The sequence below is a fragment of the Streptomyces malaysiensis subsp. samsunensis genome, assembly GCF_024519315.1.
GTDB lineage: Bacteria > Actinomycetota > Actinomycetes > Streptomycetales > Streptomycetaceae > Streptomyces > Streptomyces malaysiensis.
This window is the reverse complement of sequence record NZ_JANIIC010000004.1, coordinates 279,504-301,631: the sequence shown is the minus strand read 5'-3', so window position 1 is coordinate 301,631 and position 22,128 is coordinate 279,504. Positions and strand designations below refer to the sequence as shown.

The 22,128-nt window shown below is 70.8% G+C and carries 21 protein-coding genes and 2 pseudogenes; 14 read left to right on the top strand and 9 right to left on the bottom strand.

Translation table 11 applies throughout. From position 1 onward, the window contains the following. Nucleotides 1-2: 2 nt before the first annotated feature. From NQU54_RS05745 to NQU54_RS05735, 3 genes and pseudogenes are all read right to left on the bottom strand, one after another. Nucleotides 3-239: an alpha/beta fold hydrolase family protein gene (locus tag NQU54_RS05745; RefSeq protein WP_257630065.1), complete on the bottom strand. Its 237-nt coding sequence runs from the start codon at nucleotides 237-239 to the stop codon at nucleotides 3-5. A 353-nt stretch (nucleotides 240-592) separates the two neighbouring features. Next, nucleotides 593-920, bottom strand: a pseudogene (locus NQU54_RS05740) (ATP-binding cassette domain-containing protein); the annotation flags it as partial. Nucleotides 921-1,148: 228 nt separating this feature from the next. After that, on the bottom strand, nucleotides 1,149-2,369 hold the full coding sequence (locus tag NQU54_RS05735) for a cytochrome P450 (protein WP_257630064.1): 1,221 nt from the start codon (nucleotides 2,367-2,369) through the stop codon (nucleotides 1,149-1,151). Nucleotides 2,370-2,765: 396 nt separating this feature from the next. Between NQU54_RS05735 and NQU54_RS05730 the strand changes: the two genes are divergently transcribed. Continuing rightward, the gene (locus NQU54_RS05730) at nucleotides 2,766-3,077 is read left to right on the top strand and encodes a hypothetical protein (RefSeq protein ID WP_257630063.1); all 312 of its coding nucleotides are present in this window, start codon (nucleotides 2,766-2,768) and stop codon (nucleotides 3,075-3,077) included. After that, nucleotides 3,070-3,321, top strand: a complete 252-nt coding sequence (locus NQU54_RS05725) for a hypothetical protein (protein WP_100804839.1) — start codon at nucleotides 3,070-3,072, stop codon at nucleotides 3,319-3,321. Before NQU54_RS05730 ends, NQU54_RS05725 begins: the two co-directional genes overlap by 8 nt. A gap of 234 nt (nucleotides 3,322-3,555) precedes the next feature. On the opposite strand, the gene NQU54_RS05720 is transcribed toward NQU54_RS05725, so the two are convergent. The 3 genes and pseudogenes from NQU54_RS05720 to NQU54_RS05710 all read right to left on the bottom strand — a co-directional run bounded on the left by NQU54_RS05720 (nucleotide 3,556) and on the right by NQU54_RS05710 (nucleotide 7,896). Next, the gene (locus NQU54_RS05720; RefSeq protein WP_257630062.1) at nucleotides 3,556-5,025 is read right to left on the bottom strand and encodes a 3-hydroxybutyrate oligomer hydrolase family protein; all 1,470 of its coding nucleotides are present in this window, start codon (nucleotides 5,023-5,025) and stop codon (nucleotides 3,556-3,558) included. Between the two features lie 195 nt (nucleotides 5,026-5,220). Beyond that, nucleotides 5,221-6,237, bottom strand: a pseudogene (locus NQU54_RS05715) (extracellular catalytic domain type 1 short-chain-length polyhydroxyalkanoate depolymerase); the annotation flags it as partial. Between the two features lie 330 nt (nucleotides 6,238-6,567). Beyond that, a complete protein-coding gene (locus tag NQU54_RS05710; protein ID WP_306278372.1) occupies nucleotides 6,568-7,896 on the bottom strand; it encodes a cytochrome P450 in 1,329 nt (442 codons plus the stop codon). A gap of 550 nt (nucleotides 7,897-8,446) precedes the next feature. Here NQU54_RS05710 and NQU54_RS05705 point away from each other — a divergent pair. After that, entirely contained in the window at nucleotides 8,447-8,986 is a 540-nt protein-coding gene (locus NQU54_RS05705) for a hypothetical protein (RefSeq protein WP_257630060.1), read from the top strand. 53 nt (nucleotides 8,987-9,039) lie between these two features. On the opposite strand, the gene NQU54_RS05700 is transcribed toward NQU54_RS05705, so the two are convergent. Both NQU54_RS05700 and NQU54_RS05695 read right to left on the bottom strand, forming a co-directional pair. After that, a complete protein-coding gene (locus NQU54_RS05700) occupies nucleotides 9,040-10,146 on the bottom strand; it encodes a M20 family metallopeptidase (protein ID WP_257630059.1) in 1,107 nt (368 codons plus the stop codon). A 32-nt stretch (nucleotides 10,147-10,178) separates the two neighbouring features. Continuing rightward, a complete protein-coding gene (locus NQU54_RS05695; protein WP_257630058.1) occupies nucleotides 10,179-11,213 on the bottom strand; it encodes a LacI family DNA-binding transcriptional regulator in 1,035 nt (344 codons plus the stop codon). A gap of 155 nt (nucleotides 11,214-11,368) precedes the next feature. Here NQU54_RS05695 and NQU54_RS05690 point away from each other — a divergent pair, with 155 nt between their 5' ends. From NQU54_RS05690 to NQU54_RS05650, 9 genes are all read left to right on the top strand, one after another. Beyond that, complete coding sequence (locus NQU54_RS05690; protein WP_257630057.1) at nucleotides 11,369-12,253, top strand: BtpA/SgcQ family protein; 885 nt, start codon at nucleotides 11,369-11,371, stop codon at nucleotides 12,251-12,253. Next, on the top strand, nucleotides 12,250-13,188 hold the full coding sequence (locus NQU54_RS05685; protein ID WP_257630056.1) for a carbohydrate kinase family protein: 939 nt from the start codon (nucleotides 12,250-12,252) through the stop codon (nucleotides 13,186-13,188). Before NQU54_RS05690 ends, NQU54_RS05685 begins: the two co-directional genes overlap by 4 nt. Before the next feature lie 14 nt (nucleotides 13,189-13,202). Next, nucleotides 13,203-14,213 carry a substrate-binding domain-containing protein gene (locus NQU54_RS05680; RefSeq protein WP_069868170.1) on the top strand — a complete coding sequence of 337 codons (1,011 nt, stop codon included), beginning with the start codon at nucleotides 13,203-13,205 and terminating at the stop codon, nucleotides 14,211-14,213. Then, nucleotides 14,213-14,977: an ATP-binding cassette domain-containing protein gene (locus NQU54_RS05675; RefSeq protein ID WP_257630055.1), complete on the top strand. Its 765-nt coding sequence runs from the start codon at nucleotides 14,213-14,215 to the stop codon at nucleotides 14,975-14,977. Before NQU54_RS05680 ends, NQU54_RS05675 begins: the two co-directional genes overlap by 1 nt. A 2-nt stretch (nucleotides 14,978-14,979) precedes the next feature. Beyond that, nucleotides 14,980-15,999: an ABC transporter permease gene (locus NQU54_RS05670; RefSeq protein WP_257630054.1), complete on the top strand. Its 1,020-nt coding sequence runs from the start codon at nucleotides 14,980-14,982 to the stop codon at nucleotides 15,997-15,999. Further along, nucleotides 15,996-17,051, top strand: a complete 1,056-nt coding sequence (locus NQU54_RS05665; RefSeq protein WP_257630053.1) for a phosphotriesterase family protein — start codon at nucleotides 15,996-15,998, stop codon at nucleotides 17,049-17,051. Before NQU54_RS05670 ends, NQU54_RS05665 begins: the two co-directional genes overlap by 4 nt. A 55-nt stretch (nucleotides 17,052-17,106) precedes the next feature. Further along, complete coding sequence (locus tag NQU54_RS05660) at nucleotides 17,107-17,853, top strand: glutamine amidotransferase (RefSeq protein WP_257630052.1); 747 nt, start codon at nucleotides 17,107-17,109, stop codon at nucleotides 17,851-17,853. Continuing rightward, nucleotides 17,838-18,476, top strand: coding sequence for a TenA family protein (locus NQU54_RS05655; RefSeq protein WP_257630051.1), 639 nt, complete (start codon nucleotides 17,838-17,840; stop codon nucleotides 18,474-18,476). Before NQU54_RS05660 ends, NQU54_RS05655 begins: the two co-directional genes overlap by 16 nt. Before the next feature lie 196 nt (nucleotides 18,477-18,672). Further along, entirely contained in the window at nucleotides 18,673-19,302 is a 630-nt protein-coding gene (locus NQU54_RS05650; RefSeq protein WP_257630050.1) for a class I SAM-dependent methyltransferase, read from the top strand. A 107-nt stretch (nucleotides 19,303-19,409) separates the two neighbouring features. On the opposite strand, the gene NQU54_RS05645 is transcribed toward NQU54_RS05650, so the two are convergent. Further along, entirely contained in the window at nucleotides 19,410-20,090 is a 681-nt protein-coding gene (locus NQU54_RS05645) for a GntR family transcriptional regulator (protein ID WP_099016442.1), read from the bottom strand. Nucleotides 20,091-20,292: 202 nt separating this feature from the next. On the opposite strand from NQU54_RS05645, the gene NQU54_RS05640 reads away from it, so the two are divergent. Continuing rightward, entirely contained in the window at nucleotides 20,293-20,439 is a 147-nt protein-coding gene (locus NQU54_RS05640; RefSeq protein ID WP_159398840.1) for a hypothetical protein, read from the top strand. Between the two features lie 310 nt (nucleotides 20,440-20,749). After that, on the top strand, nucleotides 20,750-22,126 hold the full coding sequence (locus NQU54_RS05635) for an NtaA/DmoA family FMN-dependent monooxygenase (protein ID WP_257630049.1): 1,377 nt from the start codon (nucleotides 20,750-20,752) through the stop codon (nucleotides 22,124-22,126). The last annotated feature ends 2 nt before the right edge of the window (nucleotides 22,127-22,128 follow it).

Below are 22,128 nucleotides of genomic sequence, written 5' to 3'. Positions count from 1 at the left end.
GGTCATTCCTCTGTGGTGAGAAGGGTCGTGGCGAGGGGGGTGGTCGCCGGGAGGGCGGTGAGGCCGTCCAGGAAGCCGGCGATATCCGCGCCGACGTCCCCGGGCTGCTCCGCATGGCAGAAGTGGCTGAAGCCGGGGCGTCTGCGGACGGTCGCCGCGGGCATGGCGGCGGCCAGGGCCGCCGCGCGGTCCTCGGACAGCGAGGCGTCGCCGTGTCCGGCCAGGACGAGGGTGGGCACGGAAGCGGTCGACCACTCCGTTGCCGAGGTCTCCGGCGACGCCCAGCGCGGTATTGCCCACATTGGTGAGCATCATCCGGGTGAAGATGCCGGCCATCAGATACGAGCGGTAATCGCTGCCCGGGACCGAGATCGCGCTGCCGAACAGCACGCCGAAGACGACCACGTACGCGACCGGCATCAGCGTCACGCTGAGGAGCTTCTCCGGAATGCGGGCCAGATGCCGCATATGGCGGCCGAACAGCGCGGAGACGTCGCTGACGAGTTTCATGGCGGCCACGCCCTACCCTTCTTCGCCGGTGGTGCCGCCGGTGAGGGCGAGGAACACATCGTCGAGCGAGGGCCGCCGTACGGCGGCCGTCTGCGGGTGCCACCGGAGTACGTCTTGACCGGGCGTTCGGCGACCTGCCCCAGGTCGAGCCGGTCGAGCAGGGCCTCGGCGCGAGCCTTCGCCCCGCGCCGGCCCAGACGGTGGAGGACCCCGATGAGCTGGAGGTTCTCCCGGCCGGTGAGCCTTTCATCGAGGGCCGCGTACTGACCGGTGAGGCCGATCCTGCGGCGCACCTCGCGCGGCTGGGCGCGTACGTCGTATCCGGCGACGCTGGCGCGGCCCTCGTCGGCTTCCAGCAAAGTGGCCAGCACCCGCACCGTCGTCGTCTTGCCCGCTCCGTTGGGGCTGATCGGTAATGTATTGATCAACGGAAAGCAATAAGGGAACGAACCCCGGGAGGGGTATCCGATTTACCCCTATTCCGCCGTACCGCTTTCCGCCGCCGACGCCGGACGCCACCCCCGGACATGACGGTCGGCCACCTGTCGTTCCGACAGCGCACCGGCTTTATCCACCCGGGAAACATCGCGTAAATTCTGCCGATCGCCTCAAGAGAGGCGGCCGACGGTGCGTCACCCCTACGCTCCCTGGGCGAGACGCACCCGCAGCGAGCCGGGGCCCCGGGTGAACACCCCTGCCTCGGCGGGGACCTCACCATCGGCGAAGGCCATCGCCGGGAAGGCGTCCAGCAGGTGGTTGACCCCCACCTCGACCTCGGTCTTCGCCAGCAGCGCCCCCACACAGAAGTGCCGCCCGAGCGCGAACGCCAGGTGGTCCGCGGCGGCCGAGAAGGCGCTGGCGGTCGTCAGATCCGCACGGAAGATGTTGAACGTGTCGGGGTCGGCGTAACGGCTCTCATCACGGTTGGCCGCCCCGATCAGACAGGTGACCGTGGCACCCGCCGGAATCGTGCCACCGCTCACCTCCACGTCCTCACGTGGCTGACGGAAGATCATGTGCACCGGAGGCGTGAAGCGCAGCGTCTCGGCGAAGGCCGCCGGAATGAGCGTACGGTCCTCGCGCACGGCCGCCAGCTGCTCGGGATGGGCCAGCAGATTGCGGAAGATACTGGCGATGGCCTTGTCGGTCGTCTCACCGCCCGCCGCGAGCAGCAGGCTGACGAACGCCTTGATGTCCTCGTCGCTCATGCGCGTGCCGTCGATCTCGGCGGTGCACAGGACGGAGAGCAGATCGTCACCCGGATGCGCGCGCCGGTCCTGGATGATCGGGATCATGTATGCGGCGAGTTCGTCCCGGGTGCGCAGCCCCGCCGCCGCGACCTCGGGGTCCTGGCTCAGATTGCCCAGGAAGTCGATCATCGAGGTGTACCAGACGTGGAACCGGCCGTGGTCCGCCCGGTCCAGCCCGAGCATGTCGACGATCACGTTGATCGGAAAGCGGGTCGCGTACTGTCCCACCAGATCGGCTTCCGGCGCGTCCCGGAAGGCGTCGATGAGTTCCCGGGAGTTGCGCTCGATGACGGGCAGGAACTTCTCCCGTAACTCCCTCCCCCGGAAGGCGGGCGCCACCAGCGCGCGGCGCACGGAGTGCTCACGCCCGTCCATCTGGAGAATGGTCCTGCCGTGCACCGGCTCGATCTGCCAGTCGTAGTTGTGGCTGGTGAACACCGGGTCCTTGAAGGCGCGGGCGACGTCCTCGTAGCGGGAGACGATGTAGCCATCGGTCGTGTGGTGGTGGATCAGCGGAAAGTCCTCGCGCATGATCCGGTAGGCGGGGTACGGGTCGGCCGCGAACTCCGGGGAGAGGATGTCGGGGGCCGTGGAGGGGGTGGTCGTCATGACGAAGCGCTTCCTGGGCGGGGCGGCGGCGGTCACCGGCCGTACGCACCCACGGCGCACGGCACGAAGCGGCGCGACAGGGCACGACGATGGCTCCGCTCAGGCCACGTGATGGGACGTCAGGTCGCCGCCAAGGCTAGAGGCAGCGGAACCGGCGGGTCCAGGTCCACTCCCGGCCACCCCTTCATGTGGCTCCGCTGCGCGGTTCGAGTCCCTCTAGGCGGCTCACCCGGTCGGTCATCGGAACTCCAGAGCGTGTGGACCGGGTGACGAGGAGCGAATGCAGCGGCTGGCGATATGGATGAGCGATAGGCTGACGCGGGACCCGCACGGGGCGAGGGGAAGGGGCTGACCATGACAGTGCCACGTACAGAGAACGACGGTCCGCTGATCCCCATGCCTGCCCTCACGCTTCCCGCATTGCGCCAGGCCGTGGCCGTAGTGACGCCTTCACGCCTGCCGGAGTTCTTCGAAGACATGCAGAAGGCATTCATCCGGGCGGGCGAGGAGGACAGTGTCGTGCCGATCCGGATGTTCTACCGCCAGTGGGGGGTGATCGTGGAGATCGAGCGGCATCCCCGGACAGCCGAACGGCTGCACGCCGCCGAGGCCGCCATGGACAGCGACGATCCCGACGTGCGGGCCCGCGCCATCCGCGAGGCAGGGGAAATCGTACGGGCTGCGCACCGAGAGGTCGCTGGTGGCTGACTGGCACTGGGAAACCGACCCGGACGATCTTCTCGATGAGCTGCCGCCCGGGGCACGCGCCGAGGCTGAGCAGCTGGCACAGGAGATCGCCGTGCGGGAATCCATGGTCTTCCTCGAAGGCGCCTCGTACACCGGTGCCAGCCCCGGGCTGCGCACCGAGGCCCGGGGTCAGCTCATGCTCATGTATCTCACCGACGTACGCGGCGAGCGCATCGTGGTGCTCCAGGCCACCTGGTTCGGCTGACGGCCACCGCCGCACCGCGCCTCGCCCTCGGCCTGTTCGCGGAGGGGCCGGGGCGTCCTTTCGCCACCACCGCCGGCCCACGTCCGGTGCCCGGCACCCGCTCGTCGGCCGAAACCCGTCGTGGACCCACCGCGGCGCCCCACTCGCCGCCCGGGGCGAAGCCCTGGATCAGGCGGAAGGCGGTGAGCGGGGGCTCCTCCACGGGTCCGGGGGGCTACGTGGCCGGCGATTTCGCTAGTCCAGGGGGCAGCTCGTGAGCAGTGTCGCGGGATCCGCGTCGGCCGGGCGCTGGACGGTGTGGTCCACCGGGGGCCGGGCCTTTCCGGTCAGCCACTGTTCCAGTGCCTCGAAGGCGGAGCGGTGGCAGGGGACCAGCGGGCGGAGCTTGTCGGGGTAGGCGTCGACGAGGGAGTCGACATGGGTGCCGTCCTCGATACGGTAGTAGCGCAGCAGCGCGCCCCGACCGGCCTGGTGCACCATGCGGGCGTAGACATCCGAGTCCTTGCTGATGGGCAGCAACGCGTCGAGCGTGCCGTGCAGGGTGATCAGCGGTCTGCCGATGCGTCCGGTGAGTGCGATGCGGTCGACGGCGCGGTGGACCGCGGGCGGCCGGGTGGCGTAGTCGTAGTCGGCGTCACAGCCGGGGGTGCCGGGGGCGCAGTAGGGGGTTCCCGCCTCGGTCGCTCCGTCGAAGTCCGGGTCGGCTTCCTCGCGGTAGATGCGCTGTGTCAGGTCCCAGTACACCTCGTGGTGGTACGGCCACAGAAACTCCGAGCCCGCCGGGTAGCCGGCCTTGCGCATGGCCTTCCAGGCGTCCTGGGCTCCGGCCCCGCCGGCGGCGTACGCCGGGTATGCGCGCAGCGCGGGCGGCAGGAAGGTGAGCGGGTTGGGGCCGTCGGAGCGCCACAGGGTGCCCTCCCAGTCCACTCCCCCGTCGTACAGCTCGGGGTGGTTCTCCAGCTGCCAGCGCACCAGGTAGCCGCCGTTGGACATGCCGGTGGCGAGGGTGCGGACGGGGGGTCGGTGGTACCGCTGGGTGACGACGGATCCGGCGGCGCGCGTGAGCTGGGTGACGCGCGTGTTCCACTCGGCGATGGCGTCACCGGGCCCGCGGCCGTCGCGGTAGAAGGTGGGGCCGGTGTTGCCCTTGTCGGTGGCGGCGAAGGCATAGCCGCGGGAGAGCACCCAGTCGGAGATGGCGCGGTCGTTGGCGTACTGCTCGCGGTTGGCCGGTGTACCGGACACCACCAGACCGCCGTTCCAGCGGTCGGGCAGCCGGATGACGAACTGTGCGTCGTGGTTCCAGCCGTGGTTGGTGTTGGTGGTCGATGTGTCCGGGAAGTAGCCGTCGATCTGGATTCCGGGAACGCCACTCGGTGTGGGCAGATCCTCGGGGGTGAGGCCCGCGAAGTCGGCCGGATCGGTGTGGCCCGAGGCCACCGTACCGGCTGTGGTCAACTCGTCCAGGCAGTCGGCCTGTTGGTGGGCCGCGCCGGGTACGTGCGGCAGGGCGTGTCCGGTGCAACGGCCGCCCGGTGTCCCCTCCGCACCGATCGCGGGCACCGCCGTGGCATCGGCCGCAGGCACCGCCACGGCCGATGCGACGACGAGCGAACATGCGCCCACGAGCGACCGTATTCCGAGGGCGACACGCCGTCCAAGCCGTCCGCGGGGTGGGGCGGAGGCCGTGCGGGGTGGGAACATCCGATTCTCCTCCGAGTCGAGTGGGGGACGAGCCGGAGGCTAGGGGCACGGTCACCGCGTGGGACATGTGCGGGCCCGCCATGGCGGCGCCCCGGACAGGGGTGCCGCACACCATGGCGGGCCGTTTCACCTCCCCGAGTACGAAAGCCGCGGGTGTGCGAGCCGGAGCGGCCGCGGTCGGCGACAGTGCCCCTAGCCGCCGAGACCGAAGAACTTGGTGATCCAGTAGCTGGAGCAGATCGAGTCCAGGAAGTACGGGGCGCCGGTGCTGCCGCATTGTTCGGCGCCGGTGCCGGGGTCGACCGGGGTGCCGTGGTTGATGCCGGGGACCTTGTTGACCTCGACGGCCACCGTGCCGTCGGATGTCACGTACTCGTCGTGCTGGGTGGCGTTGGGACCGATGCTGAAGGTACGGGTGGGCGTCTGGGACAGCCCGTGTACCGCCGTCCACTGGTCGCGCAGTTCGGTGGCGTTGCGCGGCACGACCGTCGTGTCCCGGTCGCCGTACCAGATGGCGGTGCGCGGCCAGGGTCCCCCGTACGACGGGTACGCCTCGCGCACCCGCTGGGCCCACTCACTCGGGCTGAGGTCGAGCCCGGGGTTCATGCACAGGTAAGGGCTGTAGACCTTCGTGCAGTTGTAGGGCAGGCCCGCGACGACCGCACCGGCGGAGAAGACATCGGGGTAGGTGGCGAGCATGACCGAGGTCATGGCACCGCCGGCGGACAGTCCGGTGATGTAGACCCGCTTGGAGTCCCCGCCGTAGGCCGAGACGGCGTGGCCGGCCATCTGCCGGATCGACAGGGCCTCGCCCTGGTCGCGCCGATTGTCGCCGGCCTGGAACCAGTTGAAGCACTTGGTGAGGTTGTTCGACGAGGTGGTCTCCGCGAGCACCAGGACGAACTTGTCGCGGTCCGCGAGCTCGGGCAGCCCTGAATTGTCGGCGTAGACCTGGGCGCTCTGGGTGCACCCGTGGAGCGCGACGACCACGGGCGCGTTCGCGGGCAGCGACGCCGGCTTGTACACGTACATGTTCAACGCCCCGGGATTGGAGCCGAAGTTGGTCACCTTCGTGAGGGGGACCGCGGCGCTCGCGACGGGCGCGGGCCCGGCGAGAGCGGCTCCGAACACGAGGGCGGCGACGGCGAGTAGCCGGGCCGCGATGCGGCTCCATCGACTCCGCAGGAGTGCGCGGCGTGGGGGGACTGACATGGAAGTGCTCCTTCGGTTGAGGCGCTCCCGGTGTTGCTGAGGCCGCCGACGCGCCGCCGCGCACCGGAAACGCCGGACGTGACCGGAACCGTAGAGTCGGGCGTGGCCCGTCACCATGGCCCCGGGCACCACAAGCGGATTCGCCACCGTCGGCGTCACATGGATTGCGCGGCCGACAACCGACTGCTAGTCGGCCCGGCCGATTCGAGCATGCTGTCCCGCACCATCGACGTCATCACCGAACCCGCGTACAACCGCGTCCGACACGGCCCGGTCCGGCTCTCCGCTCCGCCGTAGGCATCGTCGCGCCGTCGCGGGATGAGAGCGGGGTCAGCCGACCCGCTCGCTCACCGTCGGCGTCGGGGTGAAACGCACCGGCAGTGTCGTCATGCCTCGTGCCCAAGGGGAAGGACGGCGGGTGAGTTCTTCGGCCGGAATGGCGAGGTCGATGTCGGGCAGCCGGTCGAGCAGCACCTCGATGGCCGTACGGGCGATGGTCTCCGCGATCTCCTGCGCCGCGACCGGGCAGCGGTGCTCCCCGTGCCCGAACGAGAGGAACGCGTTGTTGCCGCCGGTCAGCCTCGAACCGTCGGGGCGTATCCGCGGATCCTTGTTGGCGGCCGCGAGTCCGAGGCACACCATGTCGCCCGCCTTGATCCGGCGATTGCCGAGCGTGGTGTCACGAGACGCCCACCGGCCGACGCCGTTCTGGGCGGGGGTGTCCTCCCAGAGCACCTCGTTCATGGCCTCCGAGACACTCTTGCGCCCGCCGGCCAGGGACATGACGAACCGTTCGTCGGTGAACATCAGCCGCAGCGAGTTGCCGATCCAGTCCGCGGTCAGCGTGTGGCCCGCGATGACCAGCACGATCAGGTCGTGGAGGACCTCCTCCTCTGTGAAGCCGAGGGTGTTGCCGACCAGTTGGGCGGCGACGTCCCGGGGGCCGTCCCCCGCCCTCCGCTCGGCCATCAGGGCCGCCGTGGCTCCGGCGAGGTGGGCCTGGGCCGCCTGGGCCAGGTCGCCGCCGTCGGACAGATCGATGGCCGCCGCGGCCAGTCCGGGCCCCTGCTCGTCGGGGAAGCCGTAGATCTTCGCCAGGACACGCACCGGGAAGGGCATCGCGTACCGGGCGATGACGTCCGCGCCGCCCTCGGCGCAGAAGTCGTCGATCAGTTCGTCGGCCAGTCGCTCGGCGTGCTGCCGGATCTCGAAGGGATCGACCGACTCCAGCGCGTCGCTGATCATCGCCGCCCGTATGCGATGCCGCGCACCGGTCGTGTACAGGATGGACGGCTGCCCGCGGCCGATCAACGGGGCCAGCGGCCAGTCTTCGGGGACGCGGTCCCACTGGTTCCAGATCTCGGAGTCGCGGGTGAAGAGCACGGGGTCGGCGGCGACCTGGTGCAGTTCGCGGTAGCCGAGAACCAGCCACGCCGGGACGCCGCCCTCGAGGACGATGGGGGCGACCGCACCGTGCTCGCGGCGCATCTCCTGGTAGAGGAGGTTGGGTTCGTTATAGAAGCGCGGGCCGCCCAGGGGCACGGCGAGAGGGCTCACATGCTCCCCGCCGTGTGGGAGCTCGCCGCTTCGATGTGCGGGACACCCGGGTGGCGGGGCCAGCGCTTCGGAGCTCTGAGCGGTGGGGTCGGTCGGCGTCATCGCTGTGGTACCTCCGAGGTCGGGTAAGGGGGTCCCGCACGGATCCCGGTCCCTCGGCGGGCGGGTCCGCTGGTGGCTGCTGACGCGAGCCCGTCGTGGCTGACGGGGCGTCTCAACGATCGGGGGTGTGGCGGCCGTCGTCCTCGATCCTCAGCGCCCGTTCCGAGCAGAGGTTCACCACGTGTCACGTGGCAGCCAGGTCGTCCCCGGTCAACAGCGAGAGCGTCGCCACGGGATCACCCTGGTCGTCGCAGTCGAGGATTACCGGCGCGGCACCATAACACAGGCCATGACCTGCACGGGCGTGACGGCCGACGTCGATCCGCGCGACCGTCGTGTGCCTTTCGTCCGAGCACCACGTTCCTGACGACCGGCCGATGCCACATGCGGTGGTCGATTGATGCTCGGTGACGGCGTACGGCAACCTTGACCTGCGCGGCACCCGGAGCCGTGCAGAGGGCGGAGCGCACGCGACAGCGGACCAGCAGGCGGCCTGCGAGGGGACGGGCGCTCGGGACCCCTCCCGAGAACCGACGCGTAGAACGGTCCCATGACCACATCGGAATCATCGGCCCGCCGCCGCAGGGGCAGGCTGTCCGCGGCGCGCGGCGTGGCGGGGACCGTCTGCGCCCTCTTGGCCCTCGCCGCCGCGCTGACCGGCTGCGGCTCCGACTCGGGCGACGACACCGGGGCGCCCGCGTCGGCCGCGCCCTCGCGTTCGGCCGACCCGTCGTCTGCCTCGCCAACGCCCGCGAAGCCCTCCTCATCGCCGTCGCCGACCGCGGTGAAACCGTTGAAACCGTCAACACCGGCCGAGCTGCGGGCGTGTGCGGACGGCAGTTGCACGGTCGTCGTGACGAAGGGCACCGAGATCCCGGGCGCCGCCGCCCTTCGGGCGGGACCGTTCACGGTGAGCGCCGTCGGTCCCGAGGGCGTGGACCTGAGCTCGGTCGACGCGAGCGGATTCACCTCCAACCTGCTGGGGCAGCGACCCGACCAGGGCGGGCCCTCCACCGTCAACGAGCTGTCGATCGCCGTTCTCACCATCGTGGGAGACACCGCGAAGCTGCGGCTCTTCCCGGCGAAGTAGGGCGAGTGTCGCTTCGGCGCGAGCGATGACCAGTGCGTGGGCCCCGGATCGGCCTACAGGCGCCGCAGCAGCCGGTGCATCGCCTCCGCGGACTCGGTGATGGCGGCCAACGAGCAGGATTCATCGGTGACATGGGCCTGGTCCGGGTCGCCCGGTCCGTACACCACCACCGCCGGATCGCCGAGCCGGGCGGTCAGCACCGAGGCGTCGGTGAAGTAGGTCGCGTACTCGGCCGGGCGGGCCGAGGAGCCGGGGGCCAGGAGCTCCCGCGCGGCCGCGGCGGCCGACGGGTCGGTGGCGACGCCGGGCAGGTCCAGCAGCGGTTCGAGGCCGATGCCGTCGCCGCACAGCCGGGCGATCTCCGTGATCGCCTCGTCCCGTCCGAAGCCGGGAACGGTGCGCACGTCCAGCCGCATCTCGGCGTGGTCCGGCACCAGGTTGGGCTGCTCGCCCGCGTGGAACGTGCCGATGTTGACCGTGGCCGGGCCGTGGGTCGGGCTCACCGGCCAGTCACGGTGTCCGTGGATCCTGCTCGCCGCGGCGGCGAGCGCGGCGATCGCGTTGCGGCCCAGTTCCGGGCGGGAACCGTGCGCGGAGACCCCACGGGCCGTGGCGGCGAGCCACAGCACGCCCTTGTGGCCGAGGACGGTCCGGTTGCCGGTCGGCTCGGCCACGATGAGCAGGTCGGTGGGGGTGAGCGACGCCGCGTCGATCTCCTCTGCCCCATGGCAGCCGGTCTCCTCGCCGAAGGTGAAGATCAGCTGTACGGCGGTGTCCCGCGGGCTTTCCCGGGCGGCCCGCATCGCCGCCTCGACCTGGCAGGCCACGCCCGCTTTCATATCGCTGCTGCCGCGGCCGAGCAGCCGGCCGTCGCGCAGTTCCCCGCTCATCGGGTCGAACGACCAGCCCGACGGGTCGGCGGGCACGGTGTCCAGGTGTCCGGTGAAGGTGACCGGCACCCGTGGCACCGCGGGCCCGAACCTGGCGAGGACGTTGGCCCGGCCGGGTATCGGCTCCTCGACCCTGACGTCGAACCCCGCACCGTCCAGCCGGTCCGCCACCAGTGCGGCGGCCGGTGCCTCCCGGCCGCCCCGGGTGTCCATCCGCACCAGCCGCCGCGCGAGGTCCGTCGCACCGCGCCATGCGTCCGCGTCGTCCATCGGGGTCCTCCTGGAGTTGTGGTGAGCCGCCGTCATATGCGGTCCGGGGGCGCTTGCGCGGCCCGGGTGCTGTCGCGCACCACCAGGGTCGGCACGAGTGAGATGTGCGCGTGCGGGCCGCGCTCGGCGTCCTTGGCCCCCGCCGCGGCCAGCAGCCGTACCGCCTCCGCGGCGATCCGGTCGCGGGGCTGATGGACCGTGGTCAGGGCCGGTTCGGTCAGCCGGGAGAACTCGATGTCGTCATAGCCGGTCACCTGCACCTGCCGGGGCACCGCGAAGCCGTGGGCCCGGCAGGCGCGGGTGACCCCGAGCGCGATCAGGTCGTCGGCGCATACGAGGGCGTCCGGAAGGCCGCCCTCCGCGATCAGCCGGGCCACGGCGGCCTCGCCCCACTCCACGCTGTAGTCCCCGAGCAGCACCTGGTCCGGCTTCACCTCGATGTTCAGCTCCTCGGCGCGCCGCCGGAACCCGGCGAACCGCTGCTCCGTGGAGGAGTGGGTCATCAGCGAGCCGATGAAGGCCGCCGACCGCGCCCCACCGTCGTGGAGGTGGTCCACGACCTGCCGCATCGCGGCGACGTCGTCGACCCCCACCCAGTCGGTGGTGGTGCCGTCGACGAATCGGTCGAGCTGGACGAGCGGCAGCCGGTCCGCGGTCTGCTGCACGGCGGGCCGGCTGTCGACGCCGTGGCTCGGGCTGACGATGATGCCGTCGACGTTGCGCGCGGCGAGCGAGGCCAGCCGGCGCGCCTCGATCTGCGGATCGGAGCGCGCGTCGCACAGGAACAGCTCCTTGCCCTCCTTCCCCAGGGCGTGTTCCACGCTCTCCACCAGGGAGGTGAAGAACGGGTTGGTGATGCTGGGCACGACCATGCCCACGGTGTCGGTACGACTGTTGCGCAGTGCCCTGGCGATGACATTGACCTGGTAGCCCAGGTCGTCGGCGGCGCGGCGGACCTTGCGTTCGACCGCGGCCGAGACCTGGCCCCGGCGGGAGAGCACCCGTGACACGGTGGCGGTGGAGACACCGGCCCGCTCGGCGACCTGAGCGATCGTAACCCGTTGCAATCGATTACCTTCCTGCCGGGAAACATGTCCGTCACATGGTTCCAACGCCAATGTGACCTGGCGCGTTGAATCAGCATAGAGCCTTGACACGACACCTGACCCCTGCCTACGGTCCTCCGCAACTCAGCTGTAATCGATTGCATTGAGGTGGCGTGATGACGACATCCGCGAAGACGAGCGACCTCGGGGTGTTCCCACCCCGGCCGAACGCGATCAAGGAGCTGTTCGGCGCCCCGAAGGTCGTCATCGGCGTGGTGCACCTGCCGCCGCTGCCCGGCAGCCCGCATTACGAGGGCTCCCCGCTGGACGAGATCTGCGCCTTCGCGGTCGAGGAGGCGCGGGCCTATCTGGAGGGCGGCTGCCACGGGCTGATCGTGGAGAACCACTGGGACATCCCGTTCCTCAAGCCGGGCGAACACGGTTATGAGACATCGGCGGCGATGGCCGTGGTGACCGACCGGGTGCGGCACACCGTGCTGGAGGGGGCCGGCGGCAGGCTGGGAGTCAGCGTGCTGTCCAACGCCGCCGAGTGCTCCATCGCCTCCGCCTGGTCCGGCGGCGGCGGATTCGTCCGGGTCAACCAGTGGGCCAATGCCTATGTCGCCAACGAGGGCATCATCGAGGGCCAGTCCGCACACGCCAGCCGCTATCGCAGCCGGATCGGCGCCGGCCCGGTCAAGGTCTTCGCCGATGTGCACGTCAAGCACGGTTCGCACGCCATCGTCGCCGACCGCACCCTGGCCGAGCAGACCGAGGACGCCGAGTTCTTCGGCGCCGATGTGCTGATCGCCACCGGCTCCCGGACCGGGGACGCCGCCTCGCTGGAGGAGGTCGAGGGCATCTCCGCCCACACCACCCTGCCGGTGGTGATCGGCTCCGGTATCACCGCGGGCAACATCGGCGGCCTGCTGCCCGCCTGCGACGGGGTGATCGTCGCGTCCTCGGTGAAGGACAACGGCCGCTGGTGGGGCCGGGTCGACCGGGCCAAGGTCCGCGAGCTGACCGCCGCGGCGGCCAAGGCCGGAGTGGTGCTCCCGTGATCGTCTTCTGCGGGTACGCCAACATCGACCTGACCGTCGGTGTGCCCGCGCTGCCCGCTCCCGGTGACCGCGTGCAGGCGACCGCCATCCGCCACGGCCACGGCGGGATGGCCGCCAACGCCTCGGCGGCCGCGGCCAGGACCGGGGCCGACGCCTGGTTCGCCGGTGTGGTCGGACCGGATCCGGGGAGCACGGCGTTCCTCGCCGCACTCGCCGCCGACGGGGTCCGCACCGACTGGACCGCCCGCACCGGCACCCTCACCACCGCCGTCGTACTGCTCACCCCGGACGGCGAACGTGCCGTCATCAGCCAGGACGACGAGTTGGACGCCCGGCACATCACCCGTACGGTACGGGCCGCGCGCGAGGCCGGGGCGGACTGGCTCTACCTCGACGGCTACCGCTTCCCCGAGGCCGCCGCCGCGCTGGCCGGGGCCGCCGCCGACGCCCCGCCCGGGACACCCGGACCGGGCCTGATCGTGGACCTCGACGGCTGCGACCGGGCGGAGGCGATGCGCACCGCGCTGTCCGCGGCCGATCACGCCGTCGTCGGCCGGCCGCTGGCCGTCGCGCTGCTGGGCGGAGAACCGGCCCTGGCACGGGCCGCCGCCGGCCATGACGTCCATCTGGTCGTGACCGACGGTTCCCGCGGCTGGACCCTGCTGACCCCGGCCGGAGAACGCCACGACGGTCCGGCGATCGAGGTGGACGCGGTCGACGCCACCGGGGCCGGAGACTGCTTCACCGGCGCATACTGTGCCGAACTGGACCGGGGCCGGTCCCCGCTGGAGGCGGCGCGCTTCGCCGCCGTCGCCGCCGGTCTGTCCTGTACCCGCCCCGGCGCCCGTGACGGGCTGCCCGACCGGCGGGCCGTCGAATCCTGGCTCGCGGCCCACCCCACCCCGGAAATCCCGGAGCCGACCCGTACCCCGTAGGACAAGGAGAGCAGATGCGCCAGAAAGTGACGGCCGTGGTCGCGCTGGGCCTGCTGCTGACGACCGTCGGCTGCGACACCCAGGCCCGCCGCGAGATGGCGGCCGAGAAGAAGACCACCGAACAGGGCCCGCCGCCGCCCGCGGAGGTCGCCCGCTCCTGTACCGTCCGCGGCCACGCTCCGAAGATCGGTATCGTGCCCATCAACCTCCAGGCGCTGTTCTTCAACCAGATCAACACCGGCGCCCGGACCGTGGCCCGCAAGGCCGGGGTCAAAACCCAGATCGTCAACGGCAACGACGACTCCGCCACCCAGGCCAACGCCATCGACGACCTGGTGGCCAACCACTACGACGCCATCATCGTGGACGCGGTCGACACCGAGGGCATCAAGCCCGCCATCCGCCGGGCCAAGGCGGCGGGCGTACCGGTCGTCGCCGTGGACGCCACCATCGACGACCCCGCGGTCTCCACCCAGGTCGGCGTCGGCAACGCGGAAGGCGGCCGGCGGATCGGCGAGGCCCTGCTGAAGACCGCCGGCAACCGCGGTGGGATCGGCGTCGTCGGCGCGCTCAACAGCACCATCCAGAACGAGCGGCAGAAAGGATTCACCGACACCGTCACCGCCAAGGGCATGAAGATCCAGAACGTGGTCGACGGCCGCAACATCCAGGAGAACGCCCAGACCGCCGCCGAGAACCTGCTCACCCGCGACCCCGGCCTGAAGTACGCCTACGCCACCGGCGAGCCCGCCCTGATCGGCCTGGCCGCCGCCGTGGTCAGCCAGCACCGCACCAAGGACCTCAAGGTCGTCGGATGGGACCTGTCCAGCCAGGCCGTGGACGGGCTGCGGGCCGGCTGGATCACCGGTGTGCTCCAGCAGAACACCTTCCGGTTCGGCTACGAGGCCATGAATTCCGCGATCGACCTGGCCTGCGGCCGCACCGCCCGCCGCCAAGTGCCCGTTCCCACCCAGCTGGTGACCCCGGACAACGTCAAGAACTACCTCTACTACCTGGAGAAGTGATGGGCGAGAACGCGCTGGTCTCCCTGCGAGGAATCACCAAATCGTTCGGCGCCGTCCGCTCGCTGCGCGGTGTCGACCTGACCCTGGCCCCTGGCGAGGTGCTCGGCCTGGTCGGCGACAACGGCGCCGGGAAGTCGACCCTGATGAAGGTCCTGGCCGGTGCGGTCCAGCACGACGGCGGGCAGATCTCCATCGACGGCCGGGACGTCCGCTTCACCAGTCCCGCCGACGCCCGCCGCGAACGGGTCGGCATCGTCTACCAGGACCTCGCCCTGTGCGACACCCTCGATGTGGCCAGCAATCTGTTCCTCGGCCGTGAACCGCGCAGAGGCCCCTTGATCGACCGCGCCACGATGCACGCCCGAGCGGCGGAAACCCTCTCCGAACTGCACGTCCGGGTGAAATCCACGTACCAGGAGATCGGCGAGCTGTCCGGAGGGCAGCGGCAGGCCGTGGCGATCGCCCGTGCGGTGTCCTTCCGTCCGCGCGTGCTGATCCTGGACGAACCCACCGCCGCGCTCGCCGTCGCCGAGGTCCGGCAGGTGCTGAAGATGATCCGCGACGTCGCCGCCCAGGGCGTCGGCGTCATCCTGATCACCCACCGGCTACAGGACCTGTTCGAGGTCTGCGACCGGATCACCGTGATGTACGAGGGACGCAGCGTCGAGGACGCCCCGATCTCCGATCTCGACATCGAACGGCTCGTCGCCATGATCACCCGATCCGGCGCCACGAACGGGCCCGACACCGAGGAGGTGGCCTGATGATGAGCGCCGACACCGCGATGCGCCCCACCGCCGTACTGGGCCGGCCTCCGGGCCGCTGGCAGCGCGCCAACAAGGCCACCCTGGCCATGCTCGGCGTGGGCGTCGCGCTCTTCCTCGGCTTCGGTATCGCCGCCCCCAACTTCCTGACCTTCACCAATCTGGCCAACCTGGCCACCCAGGTGGCGATCACGCTGATCGTGGCGGTCGCCATGACCTTCGTGATCAGCACCGGCCAGATCGATCTGTCCGTGGGATCGATCCTCGCGTTCACCGCCACCTGTACCGCCGAGATGCTCCAGGCCGGCTGGGACTCCTCCCTGGTGATCATCGTGGCGCTGCTCGCCGGGCTCTTCTGGGGCGCCGTCAACGGATGGCTGTCGGCGTATCAGAAGATTCCCCCGTTCATCGTCACCCTCGCCACCATGTCGGTCGTCCGCGGTCTGGCACAGCTGTGGACCAAGGGGTTCTCCGTCCCCATCGACGCCCGGCTCTTCGTCGCCAAGCTGGGCGACGCCTCCTTCCTCGGGCTGTCCGCGCTGGCCTGGATCGCCCTGGCCACGGTCGCCGTCGGAGCGGTCCTGCTGTCGAAGCTGCCGTTCGGCTCCTACGTCAACGGCATCGGCGCCCAGGAGGAGTCCGTGCGGCGGGCCGGGGTGAACACCGCCCGGGTCAAGATGATCACCCTGATGATGACCGGGGTGGCCGCCGGTATCGCCGGACTGCTCACCGCGGCCAGGCTGGGGTCCGGCTCCGCCAACTCAGGACAGGGCTTCGAACTCACCGTGATCGCCGCGGTCGTGCTCGGCGGCACCAATCTGTTCGGCGGCCGCGGCACCGTGCTCGGCACCGTCATCGGCGCCCTCATCACCGGAGTCATCGCCAACGGTCTCAACCTGCTCGGGGTGAGCCCGTTCCTCACCCCCATCGTCACCGGGCTGGTGCTGCTCGCCGCGATCTGGATCAACCTGCGCGGGCGGGCGATGGCCGATGTGTTCGCCCATCTGACGGGTCGCTCATGAGCGGCCCCGCCCCCCGCACCGTGACCACGGTGACCGGGCCCGTGCCCAGCACCGGGCTCGGCCTCACCCTCACCCATGAGCATCTGCGCAACGACGTCCGCAAGGCCGTCACCACCCCGGCCGACCCCCGGCTCGGTCATCTGCGCGATGCCCGCACCACACCCGAACTGGCCTGGCTGCTGCGCGAACAGCCCTACGCCTGCCTCGACCACTGTGTGCTCGACGACACCGAAGGGGTGCTGGCCGACCTGCGTGCGTTCGCGGCCGCCGGGGGCGGCACGATCGTCGATGTCACCCCGGGCGGGCTGGGCCGGGACCCGGCGGCGCTGCGCGCGTTCTCCGAGGACAGCGGCGTACGTGTGGTCATGGGCAGCGGCTGGTACCTGGAGCCCTACCACCCCCGGCCGCTGTCCCCGGCGGACGAGCGCGGCCTCGCCGCCGCGTTGCTGGCCGAGTTCGCCGAGGGCGCCGACGGCACCGGGATCCGGCCGGGCGTCATCGGCGAGATCGGGGTCTCCCCGCGGTTCACCGAGGGCGAGCACACCGCGCTGCGCGCCGCCGCGCGCACCCAGCGCGAGACCGGTGTCCCGCTCTACGTCCATCTGCCCGGCTGGCAGCGCCGCGCCCATGAGGTTCTCGACCTGGTGCTGGGTGAGTACGGGGTGGCGCCGGCCGCCGTGGTGCTGTGCCATATGGACCCCTCGCACGCCGACCCGGACTATCAGCGGTCGGTGGCCGAGCGTGGCGTCTGGCTCGAATTCGACATGATCGGCATGCCGTTCCGCTACCCGGGCGAGGGGCAGTCCCCGGCACCCCACGAAACCGCGTACGCGATCGCCGGGCTCATCGCCCGCGGACACGGCGACCGGCTGCTGCTCAGCCACGACGTGTTCCTCAAGAGCATGCTCACCGCCTACGGCGGCAACGGCTTCCGCTATGTGCCGGAGCTGTTCCTCGCCCGGCTCGTCGAGCACGGCGTGCCCCGGCGGACCGCCGAGGGCCTGCTGCACACCAACCCGGCCCGGCTGTTCGAGCACGCCGCCGCGCCCTGACGCCCTGACCACCGTCCCGGCGTTCCACCCCATCCCCGTCACGAAGGAGCACCCTGTGAGCCGCGTCCTGATAGCCGGTGAGAGCTGGATCTCCCAGTCCACACACATCAAGGGGGTCGACTCGTTCACCACCAGTGCCTATGTGACCGGCGTCGAGCCGTTGCGCCGGGCGCTGGAGGGCCGCGGGCACGAGGTCACGCACCTGCCCGCGCATCTGGTACCCGCGCAGTTCCCGGGCGATGCCGAGGCGCTCGCCCGCTACGACGTCGTCATCCTCTCCGACATCGGGGCGAACTCCCTCCAGCTCTCCCCCGAGGTGTTCGAGCGGGGCACGCCGGGGACCGACCGGATCGACGCACTGCGCGGATGGGTCGGCGACGGCGGCGGGCTGCTGATGGTCGGCGGCTATCTCTCCTTCACCGGTTTCGAGGGCAAGGCCGCCTACCGCAACACCGCGCTGCACGAGGTGCTGCCGGTCGAGCTGCTGCCCGAGGACGACCGCGTCGAACTCCCCGCGGGTGGCCGCCCGTCGGCCATCGGTACCGGCCATCCCGCACTCGGCGGGGTGACCGGCGAATGGCCGCCGCTGCTCGGCTACAACCGCGTCCGGCCACGTCCGGGCACCGAGGTCCTGGCCACCCTGGGCGGCGACCCCCTGGTGGCGGTGGCCGAGTACGGCGCGGGGCGGTCGGCCGTCTTCACCTCCGACTGCTCCCCGCACTGGGCGCCCGCGGCGTTCTGCGAGCAGTGGGACGGCTACGCCCGGGTCTTCGGCGGCCTCGTCGAATGGCTCTCCCGTTGAGCCGGTCCGAGCGGCTCCTGAAGGCCGCCGCTCCGGTCATGGAACAGGCGCTGCGCATGCGCTTCGTCACCGAGGTCACGGCCGGCACGATCAGCGACACCGACTACGCCGACTACCTGGAGATCGAGGCCGCGTTCGTGGAGACGGCCACCCGGCTGCACGGACTGGCCGTATGGGGCGCCCCGGACCGGACGGCGCTGGAGCGCAACGCCCGTGCGGTCCACGCGCTGACCACCACCCAGGCGGACTACTTCCGCGACGCCCGCGCCGCCTGGCCCGTCCCCGCCCGGCCGGACGCCGCCCGGCGGGCCGAGGTGCTGTCGCGGTACGCACTCGACGCGGCGCGGGAAGGCGGCTACCCGGCGGTCATGACCATGCTGTTCGCCGCGGAGAGCCTCTATCTCACCTGGTGCACCCGGGCACACGAGCGCGGCGCCGTCCCCGACGGCGCGATACGGGCCTGGGTGGCGCTCCACGCCGACCAGGCGTTCCGGGACGGGGTGCGGGCTCTCGCGGCGGAGGTAGACGCCCTGCCGGACACCCTCCCCCAGGAGCAGCTGACCCGCTGGTTCACCGGCATGCTGGAGGCGGAAATCGCGTTCCACGACGCGGTGTTCGGATGACCGGGCCCCATGGTGTCCACCCGGTTGTTCGCATGTGTCCGGGCTGGTGGGGGTGGGTAACCGATCCCCCTGCCCGAGGTGCTGCCCGCTCCTGGGGCCCGTCCCGTGATCATGTGACCGGAAGTCGGCCCTGAGGGGTGGGGCGGCACAGGGCCGAAGGAGCCGCGGCCGTACGCGGCTGCTACCTTCCTTTCCCGTGATGGAGCACCATGACGAGACCAGGGCGGCCTACGACGGGGTCGTCGAGCTGTACGCGTCGCTGTTCGCTGATCGGCTGGAGACACATCCGTTCTCGCGGAACATGATCGGCACCTTCGCCGAGCTGGTGCGCGGGACGGGGAACCCGCGGGCGGCCGATGTCGGGTGCGGGCCCGGACATCTGACGGCCATGCTGCACGAGCTGGGGCTGGACGCCTTCGGGCTCGACCTCTCCCCGGCCATGGTCGACCACGCCCGGCGGGCCCATCCGGCGCTGCGGTTCGACGAGGCGCGGATGGAGGCCCTGCCGGTCGGGGACGGCGCGCTCGGCGGGGTGCTGGCCCACTATTCGATGATCCACACCCCGCCCGGGGAATTGCCCGCGCTGCTCGCGGAGCAGGTACGTGTCCTGGCACCAGGGGGCCTGCTCCTGGCCTCGTTCTTCGCGACCGAGGGGCCGGAACCGGTCCGCTTCGACCACAAGGTGACACCCGCCTATAGCTGGCCGGTGGACCGGTTCGCCGAGTTGCTGGCCGGGGCCGGGCTCGTCCCGTTCGCCCGGCTGCTCCACGATCCGGCCTCCGAGCGGGGCTTCCTCGACGCCCATGTGCTGGCCCGCCTCCACTAGACGATCAGGTCCTGTACGGGAACATCGACGCCGGGTGCGCATGCCCGCACCGCACGGCACCCATCCGGCCCCAAGGCCCCGTCACATGACCACGGGACAGACGGTCCCTAGCTCAGTTCTCTGGCGAGGCCCTGGATCCGCAGGTCCCTCATGCGTGTGAGGTGAGTTGTCATCGTCTCCTGCGCGCGAGCCCCGTCGCTTGCGTGCACCGCGTCCAGGATCGCGTCGTGTTCGACGACGGTCCGGTCGGCGTCGACAGGGGTCGCGGTCGCGGGCCGGTAGATGGCCAGGAGACTGTCGAGCCGGTCGAGGAAGCCGGAGACGATGTCGTTGCGGGCGGCGGCGCGCAACGCCCGGTGCCAGTCCTCGTTCATCGCCGTCAGGGTCGCTCGGTCCGCCGACTCCGGTGCGCTGCGGCGCTGTTCAGCCAGATGATCGAGCCGGGACAGGTCGAACGGAGTGCGCCGCTCCGCGGCGAGCCCGGCGGCCGTCGACTCCAGTGAGATCCGCGCTTCGTAGATCGCCAGGATCTCCTCGGGGCTGCGCCTCCGCACCACGAAACCGCGTGAGCCGCGGTCGATGAACCCGTCCTGTGCGAGCCTGCCCAGCGCCTCGCGTACGGGAGTGCGCGAGACCCCGTAGCGCTCGCCGAGCACCGTCTCCAGCAGGACGGTGCCAGGTGGGTACGAACCCCGGACGAGGTCGTCCTTGATGCGGTTGTAGTGCGCGTCGCTCGGACTGCCGGAGGCGGCTCGCCCCCCGCTGACCCGCGATCCCGCATCGGCCATGTGCACTCCCTAAGTTCTTGACTTCCTCCCCCTTCTGAAGGAGGGGGATTCCTATGGCTCGCGCCGCAGGGGGTTCCGCTTCATCGGCCGCCTGTACGCACCCATCACCATCTCCCTCGATGCCCCCTTGCGAACACGCGCAACTAGTGTATACGCTACGTATACGTAATCGCCTGAGCATGTCAGCACGACAGGGGAAGCCATGGGAGTCGGCACAGTGGACGGGCGGCGCGTCATGGCGTCGGTCCCCGTCTCCGTGACGACCGACGCGGCCCTGACCCGGTGCGTATTGCACGGCGTGGCCCGTCGTTACGTCGACCAGATGGACATCAGCTCCAGCCTCTGTTGACCGGGCCTTCCCCGGTGCGCGCGGTCATCGCGTCACGCTCGGGTCCATCGCGGCTCGGGTCCGTCGGGCCGCTTCGGTCCAGCGGCCCGGTCCAGCGCCTCGGCTCAGCACCCCCGTCGGCACCGGCCACGCGCATCCCCCTCCGGCGGTCCCGCACACCGTGACGCCTCCGGGTGCCGTCCGTTTGCTTCGCTCTCTCCCCCACTTCAGCTCCGTTCTCGGTTCCACATGAGACATGTCGGGGTCGTGCGGTGTCGCACGCTCTCCCGACATATGCGATATGTGCTCACCCTCGGAAAGGCGATCGTCCATGGCTACGACAAGACGACGTATGCATCTGGGCTTCACCATCTGGCCGACCGGTTTCCTCCCCGGTGCCTGGCGTCTGCCGGGCTCGGCGCCGGACGGCAACTCCAACCCGCGGCTCCTCCAGGCCGCGGCGCGCACCGCGGAGCGCGGCAAGTTCGACTTCTTCTTCATCGGCGACCGGGTCGTGGGCCTCACCGCCTCGCAGTACGCGGCGCCCAACGAGGTACTGCGCCCCGAGGCACTGACGTTCGCCGCCAACGTGGCCGCGGTGACCGAACGGATCGGGCTCATCACGACCGTCAACACCACCTACGCCGAGCCCTACAACGTGGCTCGGGCGCTCGCGACGATCGACCACCTCAGTGGTGGCCGGATCGGGCTGAACGTCGTCACGGGCAAGAACGAGGAGGCCGCCCGCAACTTCGGCCGCAACGAGCACTGGGACAACACGCGCCGCTATGACTGGGCCACGGAGTTCATCGAGGTGCTCCAGCGGCTGTGGGACAGCTGGGAGGACGACGCACGGATCTCCGACACGGAGACCGGCCGGTTCGTGGACGAGAACCGGGTCCACCGCATCGACTACAAGGGCGAGTTCTTCTCCGTCACCGGGCCGCTGAACGTCGAGCGGCCGGTTCAGGGGCAGATACCCCTCATCAACGCGGGCGCCTCGGAACGCTCTCGGGAACTGGGCGCGCGCTACTCCGATCTGAGGTTCACCAACTCCTCGGTACTCGGGCTGGCCGGTGCGATCGAGTACTACAGCGACCTCAAGAGCCGGCTCGCCGCGGTCGGCCGTTCGCCCGAGGAGCAGTTGGTCATCCCCGGTATCGCGGTCTACACGGCGCCGACCAGCCAGGAGGCGCACGAACTCTACGCCCGGCTGCACGGCCTGGCGCACCGAACCGTCGACCTGGGGAAGCTCTCCGGCGCGCTGGGACTCGACCTGGCGGGGGCGGACCCGGACGCCGTGCTCGGCGATGTCGCCGATCTCACCGCGGCGTCCGAGGAGGGCACGCTCATCGTGGCAGAGGCCCGGGAGCTGTGGGGCAAGGACGACATCACACTCCGCGAGGTCAACTCCTCGTTCCAGCGCCGGGGTTGGTTCAAGGAGATCGTCGGGTCGCCGACCGGGATCGCGGATGTGCTCGAGGAGTGGTTCGACAAGCGGGCGGCGGACGGGTTCATGATCTTCCCGCCGCATACGCCCGACGGTCTCGACGCCTTCGTCGACCTGGTGGTGCCCGAGCTCCAGCGCCGTGGGCTGTTCCGTACCGAATACGAGGGCCATACGCTCCGCGACCACCTGGGGCTGGCCCGGCCCGAGAACCGTTTCGCGGCCGAGCGCGCGCGGCACGACGCCGTAGCCGAGCGGTGAGC

Bases quoted from the DNA above. Each gene is read 5' to 3' on its own strand.
- NQU54_RS05735 (WP_257630064.1), bottom strand. From the start codon at position 2,369: ATGACGACCACCCCCTCCACGGCCCCCGACATCCTCTCCCCGGAGTTC.
- NQU54_RS05730 (WP_257630063.1), top strand. From the start codon at position 2,766: ATGCCTGCCCTCACGCTTCCCGCATTGCGCCAGGCCGTGGCCGTAGTG.
- NQU54_RS05720 (WP_257630062.1), bottom strand. From the start codon at position 5,025: ATGTTCCCACCCCGCACGGCCTCCGCCCCACCCCGCGGACGGCTTGGA.
- NQU54_RS05710 (WP_306278372.1), bottom strand. From the start codon at position 7,896: ATGACGCCGACCGACCCCACCGCTCAGAGCTCCGAAGCGCTGGCCCCG.
- NQU54_RS05705 (WP_257630060.1), top strand. From the start codon at position 8,447: ATGACCACATCGGAATCATCGGCCCGCCGCCGCAGGGGCAGGCTGTCC.
- NQU54_RS05700 (WP_257630059.1), bottom strand. From the start codon at position 10,146: ATGGACGACGCGGACGCATGGCGCGGTGCGACGGACCTCGCGCGGCGG.
- NQU54_RS05690 (WP_257630057.1), top strand. From the start codon at position 11,369: ATGACGACATCCGCGAAGACGAGCGACCTCGGGGTGTTCCCACCCCGG.
- NQU54_RS05680 (WP_069868170.1), top strand. From the start codon at position 13,203: ATGCGCCAGAAAGTGACGGCCGTGGTCGCGCTGGGCCTGCTGCTGACG.
- NQU54_RS05675 (WP_257630055.1), top strand. From the start codon at position 14,213: ATGGGCGAGAACGCGCTGGTCTCCCTGCGAGGAATCACCAAATCGTTC.
- NQU54_RS05670 (WP_257630054.1), top strand. From the start codon at position 14,980: ATGAGCGCCGACACCGCGATGCGCCCCACCGCCGTACTGGGCCGGCCT.
- NQU54_RS05665 (WP_257630053.1), top strand. From the start codon at position 15,996: ATGAGCGGCCCCGCCCCCCGCACCGTGACCACGGTGACCGGGCCCGTG.
- NQU54_RS05655 (WP_257630051.1), top strand. From the start codon at position 17,838: ATGGCTCTCCCGTTGAGCCGGTCCGAGCGGCTCCTGAAGGCCGCCGCT.
- NQU54_RS05645 (WP_099016442.1), bottom strand. From the start codon at position 20,090: ATGGCCGATGCGGGATCGCGGGTCAGCGGGGGGCGAGCCGCCTCCGGC.
- NQU54_RS05640 (WP_159398840.1), top strand. From the start codon at position 20,293: ATGGGAGTCGGCACAGTGGACGGGCGGCGCGTCATGGCGTCGGTCCCC.
- NQU54_RS05635 (WP_257630049.1), top strand. From the start codon at position 20,750: ATGGCTACGACAAGACGACGTATGCATCTGGGCTTCACCATCTGGCCG.